12 protein-coding genes are annotated in these 12,500 nt (G+C 69.7%); 7 read left to right on the top strand and 5 right to left on the bottom strand.

Features of this window, described 5'->3' with window-relative positions; translation table 11 throughout:
* The first annotated feature begins 16 nt into the window (after positions 1-16).
* The gene (locus OX958_RS04900) at positions 17-1,411 is read left to right on the top strand and encodes a WS/DGAT/MGAT family O-acyltransferase (protein ID WP_270135963.1); all 1,395 of its coding nucleotides are present in this window, start codon (positions 17-19) and stop codon (positions 1,409-1,411) included.
* Here OX958_RS04900 and OX958_RS04905 read toward each other — a convergent pair.
* From OX958_RS04905 to OX958_RS04915, 3 genes are all read right to left on the bottom strand, one after another.
* On the bottom strand, positions 1,397-2,104 hold the full coding sequence (locus OX958_RS04905; RefSeq protein ID WP_270135964.1) for a peptidase E: 708 nt from the start codon (positions 2,102-2,104) through the stop codon (positions 1,397-1,399). The genes OX958_RS04900 and OX958_RS04905 overlap by 15 nt on opposite strands.
* 16 nt (positions 2,105-2,120) lie before the next feature.
* Positions 2,121-2,753, bottom strand: coding sequence for a VOC family protein (locus tag OX958_RS04910; protein WP_270135965.1), 633 nt, complete (start codon positions 2,751-2,753; stop codon positions 2,121-2,123).
* 63 nt (positions 2,754-2,816) lie between these two features.
* Positions 2,817-3,572 (bottom strand): hypothetical protein, encoded by a 756-nt coding sequence (locus OX958_RS04915; RefSeq protein WP_270135966.1) that lies wholly within the window; start codon positions 3,570-3,572, stop codon positions 2,817-2,819.
* A gap of 148 nt (positions 3,573-3,720) precedes the next feature.
* Between OX958_RS04915 and OX958_RS04920 the strand changes: the two genes are divergently transcribed.
* From OX958_RS04920 to OX958_RS04930, 3 genes are read left to right on the top strand one after another with little or no spacing between them, the layout of a single operon-like run.
* The gene (locus OX958_RS04920; RefSeq protein ID WP_270135967.1) at positions 3,721-4,653 is read left to right on the top strand and encodes a Ppx/GppA phosphatase family protein; all 933 of its coding nucleotides are present in this window, start codon (positions 3,721-3,723) and stop codon (positions 4,651-4,653) included.
* A 25-nt stretch (positions 4,654-4,678) separates the two neighbouring features.
* Positions 4,679-5,542 (top strand): sugar phosphate isomerase/epimerase family protein, encoded by an 864-nt coding sequence (locus tag OX958_RS04925; protein ID WP_270135968.1) that lies wholly within the window; start codon positions 4,679-4,681, stop codon positions 5,540-5,542.
* A gap of 5 nt (positions 5,543-5,547) precedes the next feature.
* Positions 5,548-6,120 carry an HDIG domain-containing metalloprotein gene (locus OX958_RS04930; protein WP_270135969.1) on the top strand — a complete coding sequence of 191 codons (573 nt, stop codon included), beginning with the start codon at positions 5,548-5,550 and terminating at the stop codon, positions 6,118-6,120.
* A gap of 56 nt (positions 6,121-6,176) precedes the next feature.
* Here the strand turns inward: OX958_RS04930 and OX958_RS04935 are convergent, their stop codons facing one another.
* Complete coding sequence (locus OX958_RS04935; RefSeq protein WP_270135970.1) at positions 6,177-7,211, bottom strand: DUF695 domain-containing protein; 1,035 nt, start codon at positions 7,209-7,211, stop codon at positions 6,177-6,179.
* 249 nt (positions 7,212-7,460) lie between these two features.
* On the opposite strand from OX958_RS04935, the gene OX958_RS04940 reads away from it, so the two are divergent.
* Positions 7,461-8,390 carry a proline dehydrogenase family protein gene (locus tag OX958_RS04940; RefSeq protein ID WP_270135971.1) on the top strand — a complete coding sequence of 310 codons (930 nt, stop codon included), beginning with the start codon at positions 7,461-7,463 and terminating at the stop codon, positions 8,388-8,390.
* Positions 8,391-8,448: 58 nt separating this feature from the next.
* Here OX958_RS04940 and OX958_RS04945 read toward each other — a convergent pair whose 3' ends face one another.
* A complete protein-coding gene (locus OX958_RS04945; protein WP_270135972.1) occupies positions 8,449-10,530 on the bottom strand; it encodes a Xaa-Pro dipeptidyl-peptidase in 2,082 nt (693 codons plus the stop codon).
* A 218-nt stretch (positions 10,531-10,748) separates the two neighbouring features.
* Between OX958_RS04945 and OX958_RS04950 the strand changes: the two genes are divergently transcribed.
* Complete coding sequence (locus tag OX958_RS04950) at positions 10,749-11,690, top strand: ABC transporter ATP-binding protein (RefSeq protein WP_270135973.1); 942 nt, start codon at positions 10,749-10,751, stop codon at positions 11,688-11,690.
* Positions 11,687-12,484 (top strand): hypothetical protein, encoded by a 798-nt coding sequence (locus OX958_RS04955; protein ID WP_270135974.1) that lies wholly within the window; start codon positions 11,687-11,689, stop codon positions 12,482-12,484. The genes OX958_RS04950 and OX958_RS04955 overlap by 4 nt, the downstream gene beginning before the upstream one ends.
* The last annotated feature ends 16 nt before the right edge of the window (positions 12,485-12,500 follow it).

Below are 12,500 nucleotides of genomic sequence, written 5' to 3' on the forward strand. Positions count from 1 at the left end.
TCGGGGCGGAGGACAGATGACCGCGGTGGGGCCGCTGGACGCGATGTTCCTGCTCGGCGAGACGCGCGAGCAGGCGATGCACGTCGGTGGGCTGATGCTCTTCGAGCTGCCCGACGGCGCCCGCGACCACGTCTCCCGGCTGTACGAGGAGATCACCCAGCACCAGACGGTCAATCCGCTCTTCGGTCGCCGGGTCCGCAACCGCGCCCTCGACCTCGGCTACTGGTCCTGGGAGCAGGACCGCGAGATCGACCTCGAGTACCACGTGCGCCTCTCCGGCCTCGCCCGTCCCGGGCGCTACCGGGAACTGTTCGAGCTGACCAGCCGCCTGCACGGCACCCTGCTCGACCGCCGGCGTCCGCTGTGGGAAATGCACCTGATCGAAGGTGTCCAGGGTCGCCGTTTCGCCGTCTACTCCAAGATCCATCACTCCCTGATCGACGGCGTCACCGCACTGCAGTGGATGCAGAACACGCTCACCGCGGATCCCCGGCGAACCGGCATGCCCGCCACGTACTCCCTCCCGGACAGCGGGGCCGAGTTGGCGCCGCCCGCTGGTCTCGGGGGAGGGCTACCTACCGCTACCGAGTTGTTCAATGCAGTGGGCGGTGCCGGCCGGCTGCTGGCCGACCTGGCAGGTCTCTCACCAGTCGGTTTCAGGAGCGCCTTGCGGGCGCTTCAGCACGAGCACTCCTCCGTGGCTTTCCAGGCACCGCAGACCATCTTCAATCAGCCGATCAGTGCAGCCAGAAGATTCGCTGCGCAGTCCTGGCCGATGGAGCGACTGTTGAAAGTTCGTTCCGTCACCGGCGCCACCCTCAACGACGTGATGCTGGCGATGTGTTCAGGTGCCCTACGCAACTATCTCGAAGAGCTCGGCGCCCTTCCTGACCAGGGTTTGACTGCCATGGTCCCCGTCTCGCTGAGAAACCCGGACGGTAGTGGCCGAGGTGGCGGCAACTCCCTCGCCACTCTGATCGCCGACCTCGCCACCGACGAGCGCGATCCGGAACGCCGCATCCGCCGGATCGTTGCCTCCACCACCTATGGCAAGAGCGTGCTCTCCCAGCTCAGCCCACTCCAGAACCTGATGATCGGCGCCCTGGGTCTCGGCGTGGCCGGTCCGGCAGCGGTCGTCCCGGGTCTCGCGGGCCGCACCCCACCGCCGTACAACCTGGTCATCTCCAACATCCCAGGCCCGAGCAACAGCCCCCTGTACTGGAACCGCTCCCGCCTGCTCGGCATGTATCCGGCCTCGATCGTCCTCAACGGCCAGGCGCTCAACATCAGCGTCACCAGCTACGACCACCAACTCCACTTCGGCCTGATCGGCTGCCGCCACACCGTCCCACACCTGCAACGTCTCCTCACCCACCTGGACACGTCCCTCGCCGAGCTAGAGCGGCTCTAGATACCGCGCCTCGACAGCAGTCTCGCGACCACCCTCGACGTACCAGGCGCGAGCCCCCGGCACCACCGACACGGCTTCTGAGAAGGCTCCGTCGATGTAGTGCAGCCCGACCCCGCCCTCGGTCGCGTACCCGGCCGGAAGCGCGCCCGAGGCAACCATCTCCCGGTACGCCGTACGCCGCGGCTGGTCACCGAGATCGTCGTGCACCCCGTTGCTCCACGGCAACCAGCCGAGCCCGTTGCTGAAGGCACTCAGTTCGCCGAACGAGTCTGTCGGCCCGCCGAGATGCCAGCACAGGCTCCCCGCGCTCTGCCCAGCCATCACCACCCCGGCCTGCCAAGCTTCGTGCAGGATCTCCGGCAATCCGTGTGCCCGCCACACCGCCATCAGGTTCACCACGCTGCCACCTCCGACCCAGAGCACGTGCTGGGCCAGCAGATGCTCGCGCACGTCGGGGACGTTCGGTGCCGTGAACAGCGTCAGCACGCTCGCCTCGACCAGCGAGTCGTTGCCGAAGGCATCTTCGAACCACTGGACGGCGTACGGGTTGTCGCCTTCGGCGGTCGGCAGGAAACACAGCTTCGCCGGACCGGTGGCACCGGCCAGCGACACGGCGTACGAGATCAGGTCGCGGGTGCGGGACCGATCGCCCTCGAGGATGCCGGAGATCGCGAGGATCTGCGACGAGGTCATCGGTGGAGCGTCCGGCTCAGAGTCGGACGATGCCGTCCGCGGTCTGGAAGACGGCGGCGTTCAGGCCGGGCTGGCCGTTCGGGCCGACCCAGGCGACGTCGAGGTCGTCGAGCAGATGGTCGGCCGGGTGGCCGATCCAGTCGGTCACCCGGGTCGGGTCGCCGGCGATCTCCAGGCCGGTCAGCTTCACGCCCTTGCCGCCCACCGACGGGTGCTGGGCCAGGTCGTCCCAGTGGATGAAGAACGGCAGCTGCGGGTCGGAGATCAGGCCCTTGACGCCGATCTGCCGCCAGGTGAGGTTCACCCCGTCGGGCCGGTGCCGGTTGCCCGGTACGGCTTCCCGGCCGAGGCGCTGCTCCATCCGGGGCATGTCGCGGACCGCGACCACCCAGCCGAGCCAGCCGCCGCCGAGCTCCTTGCGGGCCCGGACGGCCTGCCCGAACGGCGCCTTGTCCGAGGACGGGTGGTCGAGTACGTCCACGACCTCGATGAAGCGGTCGTTCTCCAGCGGCAGGATGTGGTTCACCGTGCCGAAGCGCGGGTGCACCCCGCCGTCGACGAACTCCGCGCCGAGGGCGGCGGACAGTCGCTCGACCGTTGCCTTGTACCCGTCGGGGCCGGCCGCGTAAGACAGATGATCCAGGCGCATGCCCATCATTGTGTCCGTCAACGATTGACCGCGCCGATCCGGGGTGTCGAAGGAAGGTGACCCTTACCTGGTGATCAGCGGCAACGAAGCCGGGTGCGGCGACACCGGCCGCGCGGTCGCCAGATGCTGCCGGCAGTACTCCGCGAGGACGTCGTAGGCCTTCAGCCCCATCAGCGTCTGCAGCTCGACCTTGCTGGACTCGAAGACCGCCTCGACCGCGATGTGCGCCTCGGTGTTGCCGGTGCAGTACCAGTCCAGGTCGTGCCCGCCCGGCCCCCAGCCGCGCCGGTCGTACTCCCCGATCCCGACCTCCGTGTACGACGTGCCGTCCGGCCGCTCCACCTCGCGGAAGGTCCGCCGGATCGGCAGCTGCCAGCAGACGTCGGGCTTGGTCTCGACGAAGTGCACGCCCTTCTGCAGCGCGAGCCCGTGCAGCGCGCAGCCGCCACCGGCCGGGAAGTCGGGCCGGTTCAGGAAGATGCAGGCACCCTCCCAGACGCGGGTCTTGCGATCGCCGTCGTCGTCGGTCTCGACCCAGCCGTTCTTCTTGCCCTCCTTGCGGAACTGCCACTGCTCGTTGGTCAGCTGCTTGACGTAGCCCTTCACCCGGGACTCGTCGTCCTCGTCGGAGAAGTGCGCGCCGAGCGTGCAGCAGCCGTCGTTCGGGCGGCCCTTGTAGATGCCCTGGCAACCACCGCCGAAGATGCAGGTCCAGTTGGAGGTCAGCCAGGTCAGGTCGCACCGGAACACCTGGGCGGCGTCCTCGGGGTCGACGAACTCGACGTAGGCACGGGCGAAGTCAAGCGATACCTCAGGCACTCCGAAAGCGTACGTCGTCAGGTGCGATACGCGGTCATCGCAACCAGTACTGCTCCGGTGCTGGACGAGCCGGGCCGGAAACGGATCGCGGGCGGACGCCGGCTGCCGCCGGATCGGACGGACACCGGGAGTCCAGTAGCGTGAGGGTATGCGGCTCGGCGTACTAGACGTGGGATCCAACACCGTCCACCTGCTCGTGGTGGACGCTCATCGTGGTGCGGCGCCGCTGCCGGCGTACTCGCACAAGACCGAGCTGAAGCTCGCCGAGCACCTGGACAAGCACGGCGCGATCGCCCAGTCCGGGGCGGACGAGCTGGTCTCGTTCATCTCCGAGGCGTCCGAGCTGGCCGAGGACAAGGGCTGCGAGTCGGTGCTCGCGTTCGCCACCTCGGCGCTGCGTGAGGCACCGAACGGCGAGCAGGTGCTGGACCGGGTCCGGCAGCAGACCAACGTCGACCTCCAGGTGCTGACCGGTGAGGACGAGGCCCGGCTGACCTTCCTCGCCGTCCGCCGGTGGTTCGGCTGGTCCTCGGGTCGTCTCGCCGTCTTCGACATCGGCGGTGGGTCGCTGGAGATTGCGGCCGGTTCCGACGAGGAGCCGACGGTGGCAGCCTCGGTGCCGCTGGGCGCCGGCCGGCTGACCCGCGAGTCGCTGACCCAGGACCCGCCGGACAAGGACGAGGTCAAGGCGCTGCGCAAGCGGATCCGGGTCGAGATGGCGGCGATCGCCGGCGACGTACTGCGGGCCGGCAAGCCGCAGCGGACCGTGGCGACCAGCAAGACCTTCCGGTCGCTGGCCAGGATCACCGGCGCCGCTCCGTCCGACGAAGGACCCTACGTACCGCGTGCGCTGAGCCGCGACGAGCTGTCCGAGTGGATGCCCAAACTGATCGCGATGAGCGCCGCCGAGCGGGCCGAGCTGCCGGGCGTCTCGGTGAGCCGCTCGTCCCAGCTGGTGGCCGGCGCGCTGGTCGCCGACGCGGTGATGGACCTCTTCGACCTGACCTCGCTCGAGGTCTGTCCGTGGGCCCTGCGCGAAGGCGTGATCCTGTCCCGTCTGGACCAGCTGCAGCCCCGATGAACACCTACGAAGGCAAGTACTGAAGATGACCCGCGTGACCGCGAAGATCGGCCTCTCCAACGCTTCGGTGTACCCGGAGTCGACCGCCAGCTGCTTCGAGCTGGCCTCCCGGCTCGGCTACGACGGCGTCGAGGTGATGGTCGGCATCGACCCGCTGAGCACCCAGATCGACGCGGTACGGCGACTGGTCGACTACCACCAGCTGCCTGTGCTGGCGATCCACGCGCCCTGCCTGCTGATCACCCAGCGGGTCTGGGGCACCGACCCGTGGGGCAAGCTCGAGCGCAGCGCCGAGGCGGCCAGTGCGCTCGGTGCCGACGTGGTCGTCGTGCACCCGCCCTTTCGCTGGCAACGGGACTACGCGCGCGGGTTCGTCTCGGGCATCGCGCGGCTGGAGGAGGAGACCGGGATCATCTTCGCGGTCGAGAACATGTACCCGTGGCGGGCGCCCGGCAAGGGGCTGCAGGCCTACGCGCCGAGCTGGGACCCGACCGAGCAGACCTATGCCCACACCACTCTCGACCTGTCGCACTCCTCGACCGCCGAGCAGGACTGCGTCGAGCTGGCGGCGACGATGGGCAGCACGCTGAAGCACGTGCACCTGACCGACGGCACCGGCTCCGCGAAGGACGAGCACCTGGTGCCCGGCCGGGGCACCCAGCGGGCCGCGGATCTCCTGCAGGGACTGGCGAACCGGGACTTCGGCGGCCACATCATCATCGAGATCAACACCCGGCGGGCGACCAGCCGGTCCGAGCGTGAGGTGGACCTGGTCGAGTCGCTGGAGTTCACCCGCAAGCACTTCACCCGGACCGCCGACGCCGTCGCGTCCCGCCGGTCCGGTTTCGCCGTGACCAGCGACGGCGAGGTGTCGGAGCTCGCCAGGTGAGTCCGATGGACGAGCGGACGGCGGCCGTGAACATCCCCACCGACCGCGAGATCCGTGCGTTGCACGCGCAGTACGCCTCGACGCGTGAGGCCTTCGAGGTGGTCCACGATCACTGCCGGATCGTCTGCGACCTGGCCGAGCAGGTGATCAAGGCCAACAACCTGACAGTGGACGTCGACCTGGTCCGGGCCGGCTGCCTGCTGCACGATCTCGGCGTCCACCGCCTCGACGGCTCCGCCTACATCCGCCACGGCGTACTCGGCCACGAACTGCTGCTGGACCTCGGCTTCCCCGAGGTGATCGCCAGGTTCTGCTCGCACCACACCGGCGTCGGCCTGACCCGCGAGGACGTCACCCGGCAGGCACTCCCGATCCCGGTCGGCGACTACCTCGCCGAGACGGTCGAGGAGGAGCTGGTGATGTACGCCGACAAGTTCCACAGCAAGAGCAGCCCGCCCAGGTTCGTCACCGCCGCGGCGTACCGGACTGCCGTCCTGCGGTTCGGCGTCGACAAGGCAGCGCGGTTCGACGACCTGGTCACCCGGTACGGCGAACCCGACCTGCCGCGGCCGGCCTGATCCGCTGTCGCACTGGCGCGGCGACCCGCGAGCGCCGTACGGGCTGGATCGGCGGCTCAACTGAGGTGGCGGATGCCTTCCCAGCCGGCATCGGGGGAGACGTCGACGGCGACCCGGCCGTCGGGCCAGCCGGCGATCGCGGCCTCGACCTGAGCCGCGGCCGGGGTGGTGCCGTCGACGTAGTAGTGCAGGATCCGGTGGCCGGCCGCGGTCTCGTGGGCGAGCAGCCGGCCGGAGTCGCCGAGCCGGTCGGTCAGGTGGTCCTCGAAGTCACGGAGATGACTGAGGGTCTCGTCCAGCGGGAGACCGTCGTCGCGAGCCGCCTTGTAGGGCACCGAAACGGCGACGTGCGTGTCGAGATGCGGCAGCTGGACCGACCTGAGCGGAACCATCGCCGTGGCCACCAACCGGTGCCCGGCGGCCGTCGTACCCTCCATCAGTCGCCAGCTGGGCCCGCCGTCCTCGGCGACATGATCCGCAGCGAAGGCTGCCACCGCCGGCAGCAACTCGGCGATCGGTACTGCGTCCGCCGGGCGTTCCACCTCGGTCTCGATCGCGCCGACCCAGGTCTCGACCAGTTCCTCGCCCAGCACCAGGTCGAGCAGCAGGAACGTCACCCGCTTCTGCAGGTGCTCCGGCAGCTCGCTGAAGGTGGGGTGGTGGACGCCGACGTGCAGGGCGGCCTCGCGGGTGTCCGCCTCGATGGTGACCAGTGCCGCGTCGATCTGCACCGGCGGCATTCCCTCGAACCTGATGGTGACGTCGGGGGCGGGGCGGCGCATGTCGGCGTACTCCCAGGTCTCGTCCGAGGCCGGCGCCGCGCGCAGCCAGCGCCGGGCGATCGCGCGGGTGCCCGGGTCGCCGGCGGCGGTGACCACCAGAACGTGGGCCGAGTGCAGTCCCGGGCCGAGCTCCCAGTCGAGGTTGCCGTGAATCTTCGCGATGTGGTCCGACAGCTCCTCGGCGATCGCGTTCGGGTCCTGGACGGCGATCGAGGCCGCCACCGCGTCCGCGCCGGTCGTGCGCCACCAGGCCCAGAAGTCGCCGATCGGATCACGGCTCGCGACCTTGCGGCGCTTGAACAAAGGCATGTCCGCATCTTCTCCCGGACCCGGTCCAACCCGCACGCGGCGCCGCGCCCGACGGCGTTGCCGACCACTCGGTGGCAGCGGCCTTACGCTGGGTGAGTCAGGACCACTGGGGGTACTGGTGTGGTCCTGGCCACACTCCCGGCGAAGATTAGGGACGGCCAGGTTCAGGCGCGTAGCCTGCTGACACCCCTGAATCATCGCGCGGCACAACGGGGCCGGGTGGGACGGGAAACGAGGAGGAACGCGAAAGTGCTTCGGCGAGTCCTGCTGGGCGTGTCCCGCAGCCCCCAGATCAAGAAGGCCGTTACGGCGATGCCCGTCTCCAGCGGCATCGTGGCCCGGTTCGTGGCCGGCGAGACCGCTCCGGAGGCCGTGCTGGCCACCGAGAAGCTGGTCAGCAGCGGCCTCCACGTCACCCTCGACCACCTCGGTGAGGACGTCACCGACATCGCCGCCGCGACGGCCACCGCCGACGCGTACCTCGAGCTGCTCAAGCAGCTCTCCGCGGCCGGTCTCACCGCCAACGCGGAGGTCTCGGTCAAGCTGTCCGCCGTCGGCCAGGCGCTGCCCGGTGACGGCGAGAAGATCGCGCTGGAGAACGCGCGCTCGATCTGCCACGCGGCCCGCAACGCCGGGACGACGGTGACGCTCGACATGGAGGACCACACCACCACGGACTCCACCCTCGGCATCCTGCGCGAGCTGCGCCAGGACTTCCCCGAGACCGGCGCGGTGCTGCAGGCGTACCTGCGGCGCACCGAGGCCGACTGCGTCGATCTGGCCCACGCCGGGTCGCGGGTGCGGCTGTGCAAGGGCGCCTACAAGGAGCCGGAGTCGGTCGCCTTCCAGGACAAGCGCGCCGTCGACAAGGCCTACGTCCGCGCGATGAAGGTGCTGATGAACGGCGCCGGCTACCCGATGATCGCCTCGCACGACCCCCGGCTGATCGCGATCGCCGGCTCCCTGGCCGACCGCGCCGGCCGCGAGCGCGGCAGCTACGAGTACCAGATGCTCTACGGCATCCGCCCGGAGGAGCAGCTCCGCCTGGCCCGCGAGGGCCACACCGTCCGCGTCTACATCCCGTACGGCGAGGACTGGTACGGCTACCTGGTCCGCCGCCTGGCCGAGCGCCCCGCCAACCTCCAGTTCTTCGCCCGCTCGCTGATCAGCAAGAAGTAGTTCGCCGTACGCGGCAGCTGCCGGCCCCGCCATGCGGGGCCGGCAGACGACCGCCTGGCTAGGGCGTCGGCGCGGTGGTGAAGGCACCCCGTCCGCCGACGACCGGCAGGTCGAACGAGCTGCCGTGCAGGTTGAGCGTCAGCTTCGTGCCTGCCGGAGGCCGGACGGTGAAGTCGCGATCGCTGGAGAGCACCATCAGGCCGAGCCGGTTGCCGGCGGGGACGACGACGTCCTTCGGCTGCAGGTCGACCTCGACCCGGTCGGTCGCGCCGATCCGGATCGGTGACTCGAAGTACTCCGAGTCGGTGTTGGCGGGGTCGGCCCAGCCGCGGGTGAGGATCGTGGCGGCGCCGGTGGGGGAGTAGCTGACCAGCGCCACCGAGAGGTTGGCCCGGGCCGCGCTGAAGGCGACCTTGAGTGAGGCCGTCGGGGTTCCGCTGATCCGGACCGGCTTGGTCAGGGGCTCGGTCTGGTAGATCAGGCGGGCGTCGGAGGCGGCCGCGTTGGCCGAGGCCAGCGGGGCGATCGCTGGGTTGTCGGTCAGCGTCTCGCGGATGCTGCCGTCCCTGCCGGTGGTGAGGCCGCCGCGGGTGTTGCCGCCCGGCGTGAAGCGGAGGTTGACGGCTGCGGCGGCCGGGTCGGGCCACTCGGCGTACGGGGTGGGGTTGGCGGTGCCGCAGACCAGGTTCACTACGGTGCCGTTGGCAACTTTCTGTCCGTCGCCGGTCGCAACGGCCGAGGTCAGTACCAAGTGGGTGGCGTCAGGGATGCCGGTGATCAGCCGGGTGGTGTTGGTTGTCGTCCCGTTCGCGTTGGTCTGCGGGACGGTCAGGGTGAAGCCGATCCGGAAGGCGCTGGTGTCCGCGACCGTCAACGTGGTGGTGCCGGCCTGATCGCCGGTCACCACGCTCTGGCGGGCCGGGCAGGCTGCGGGCTCGCGGACGACCCAGGACCGGGGCAGTTGCTCGACACCGTTCTGTACGCCGTACAGGTAGCGGGTGAACCAGTAGTTGATCAGCACGTCCGGCGGCGCGCCGCCGTGGCCGCCCTGGTGGAAGTAGAACATGTGCGGCACGCCCTGCTTCTTGAGCGCGTCGTAGAACTGGGCCGCGTGCTTCGTCATCACGTTGAAGTCATTGTTGCCGTGCGCAACCAACGTCGCGGCGTGCACGTTCTGCACGTCCTTCAGGTAGTTGCGTTCCTGCCAGAAGGCGCTGCGGTCGCCGGTCGCCCGGTCCTGTTCCGTCTTCAGCTCGTCGAGCACCGGCTTGCAGATCGTTCGTGAGGTCTGCTCGTCGGCCCGCGTGTACACCGCGTCGGCCAGGACGTCGAGATCCTCGCCCTGGTACCCACCCGGCGCGCGGACCAGACCGTTGGCGCGGTAGTAGTCGTACCAGTCCGAGATCGCCGAGATCGGGACGATCGCTTCCAGACCCTCCACGCCGGTGGTCGCGACCGCTTGCGGGATCGTGCCGTTGTACGACGTTCCCATCATCCCGACCTTGCCGGTGGTCCATGTCGCGAGCGCGGGCGTGTCACCGTCCCGGGTCGTGTACGCCGGAGCGCGACCGTTCAGCCAGTCGATCACCGCCTTGGCGGCCAGCGTCTCGTTGCTGCCGCCCGAGGTCGGACAGCCGTCGGAGTGGCCGGTGCCCGGGGACTCGGCATGGACCACGGCGAACCCGCGGGGCACCCAGCGAGCCTCGTAGACGGTGCTGATCACCGGGCTGGTCTGGGACGCGGTCCGGAACGGGGTCGCGACACGGTTCGCCGGCGGCTGTCCGAGTGGGTGGTCGACCTCCCAGTTCGCCGCGTTGTTGAGCCCGGCGTAGTACGGGCTGTCCTCGAAGATGACCGGCACCTGCAGGCCGTCGGTCAGTACCTCGCCGGGAGCGGTGTAGTCCGCGTGGATCCGGTCGAGCTTCCCGTCCCGGTCGGAGTCGAACGGGGCCTGCACCCAGACCTCGCCGCTGTGCCAGTCGGCGGGCTTGGTCGAGAAGACCTCCTGCGCCAGACCGTTCACGAAGGTCGGTCTCGGCCCTTGGGCCTGAGCTGTCACCGGTGGAGCCGCCAGCAGCGCCCCCGCCACCAGAGTGGCCGCCGCCGCGGCGCCGGTCACCCCACGAACACGTCGTCTCATTCGATCCACCTCACGTGTAGTCGTCGCCCCCGACCTGTGCTGCATCATCCGGTGGCCGCTCCGCCCCGGCAATCGATTAACCACCGGGACCCGGACACAAGGGAATTCCTTCGGGCCAGGTCTGGTCGCCGGCCGGGCCGGCGCCCGGCCAAGGACCTGCACAGAACCTTCGCAAATCGTCCGCAAATCCTGACCAGCCCGGCGCTTAGCGTCGGCTCATGATTCAAGTGCGCGGGCTGAGCAAGCGGTACGGCGAGGTGCTGGCCGTCGACGGGTTGAGCTTCGAGGTGGAGCCCGGCAAGGTGACCGGGTTCCTCGGGCCCAACGGGGCCGGCAAATCCACCACGATGCGGATGATGCTGGGGCTCGATCGGCCGAGCTCCGGGCAGGCTCTGGTGAACGGGCGGAGGTTCGCGGAGTACGCCGAGCCGCTGCGGGAGGTCGGAGCGCTGCTCGATCCGGGCTCGGTCCATCCCGGGCGGACGGGGCGCAGCCACCTGTGGGTGGCCGCGCAGACGATCGGGTTGCCGAAGAGCCGGGTCGAGGAGGTCATCGCGGAGGTCGGACTCGAGGGTGCCGCCCGACGCCGGATCAAGGGGTACTCGCTCGGCATGCGGCAACGGCTCGGGATCGCGGCGGCACTGCTGGCCGACCCGCGGGTGCTGCTGTTCGACGAGCCGATCAACGGGCTGGACCTCGACGGCGTCCGCTGGATCCGCGAACTGCTGCGCCGGCTCGCGGACGAGGGGCGCACCGTGCTGGTGTCCAGCCACCTGATGAGTGAGATGCAGCAGACCGCCGACCGGCTGGTCGTCATCGGGCGCGGCAGGCTGATCGCCGACGCGACCACGGAGGAGATCCTCAGCGGGCTCGGTGGCAAGCAGGTGCGAGTCCGCAGTCCACAGTCGGGACAGCTGCTGGAAACACTGCAGCAGCAGGGATTCTCGGTCGAGCGGATCGCCGAGCACGAGTTGCGGGTCGACGGTGTCACCGCCGAGGAACTGGGCCAGATCGCCTACCACGCAGGCATTCCGCTGCATCACCTGTCCGACGCCGAGCAGTCGCTCGAGCAGGCGTTCATCGATCTCACCGGCGACAGCGTGGAGTACCACGGCCGCCGTACCGAGTCCGCGCCGACGACCACGGAGGTTGCATCATGAGCGCGCTGCAGGAGAACACCGATCGCGTCTCCGCCGGCGGGGTCTTCATGCGGACCTGCGCCGCCGAGTGGACGCGGCTGTGGACGGTGAAGGCCACCTGGTGGTTCCTGTCCGCGGCGGCGGCGCTGATGGTCGGCTTCGGCGCGATCGCAGGCTTCGACGCCGGTGGTGATCCCACCCCTTCACCGGACGCGTCGGCCTGGGCGGCCTCTCATTTCACCGCGCTGCCCGCGCAGTTCGCCTTCCTCGCGCTGGTGCTTACGGCGGTGACCGCCGACTACGCAACGGGCGGAATCATCCCAGCTCTGCAGTGGACTCCGCGGCGTACGACCTTCTTCTTCGCCCGCAGCCTCATTGCCGTCGGCACGGCCACCCTCGTGGGCGTCCTGCTCGCGCTGGCCTCCGCACTGGCTGCCTATCTGGCCGCCAATCAGCAGCTCAACCTCCCTCTCGGCGAAGCCGGCGAGACCCTCGGAACCGTCGCCTTCGTCTTCGCCGCCGGTACCGCGCTGGCGGCCGGCCTCGGTTTCGTACTGCGCAACACCGCCGGCGGCCTGGTCTCGGTCTTCCTCCTGATCCTCCTGCTGCCCCTCCTGCTTCCGCAGTTCGGCTACACCTGGCTGACGACGATCGCCGACTACCTGCCTGGCTCCCGCGCGATCTTCCTCCTGACCGGCGAACCGAACGACCGGGGATTCACCACCACGTCCTCGGTGCTCACCATGCTGGCGTGGGCCGTCGGCACCCTGGCCGGCGGCTGGCTGCGCCTCACTCGCGACGACGCCAACCGGTGACCAGGTCCCGGGATTC

It is taken from the genome of Kribbella sp. CA-293567 (assembly GCF_027627575.1).
Lineage (GTDB): Bacteria > Actinomycetota > Actinomycetes > Propionibacteriales > Kribbellaceae > Kribbella.

Bases quoted from the DNA above. Each gene is read 5' to 3' on its own strand.
- OX958_RS04920 (WP_270135967.1), top strand. From the start codon at position 3,721: ATGCGGCTCGGCGTACTAGACGTGGGATCCAACACCGTCCACCTGCTC.
- OX958_RS04950 (WP_270135973.1), top strand. From the start codon at position 10,749: ATGATTCAAGTGCGCGGGCTGAGCAAGCGGTACGGCGAGGTGCTGGCC.
- OX958_RS04905 (WP_270135964.1), bottom strand. From the start codon at position 2,104: ATGACCTCGTCGCAGATCCTCGCGATCTCCGGCATCCTCGAGGGCGAT.
- OX958_RS04910 (WP_270135965.1), bottom strand. From the start codon at position 2,753: ATGCGCCTGGATCATCTGTCTTACGCGGCCGGCCCCGACGGGTACAAG.
- OX958_RS04935 (WP_270135970.1), bottom strand. From the start codon at position 7,211: ATGCCTTTGTTCAAGCGCCGCAAGGTCGCGAGCCGTGATCCGATCGGC.
- OX958_RS04900 (WP_270135963.1), top strand. From the start codon at position 17: ATGACCGCGGTGGGGCCGCTGGACGCGATGTTCCTGCTCGGCGAGACG.
- OX958_RS04930 (WP_270135969.1), top strand. From the start codon at position 5,548: ATGGACGAGCGGACGGCGGCCGTGAACATCCCCACCGACCGCGAGATC.
- OX958_RS04955 (WP_270135974.1), top strand. From the start codon at position 11,687: ATGAGCGCGCTGCAGGAGAACACCGATCGCGTCTCCGCCGGCGGGGTC.
- OX958_RS04945 (WP_270135972.1), bottom strand. From the start codon at position 10,530: ATGAGACGACGTGTTCGTGGGGTGACCGGCGCCGCGGCGGCGGCCACT.
- OX958_RS04925 (WP_270135968.1), top strand. From the start codon at position 4,679: ATGACCCGCGTGACCGCGAAGATCGGCCTCTCCAACGCTTCGGTGTAC.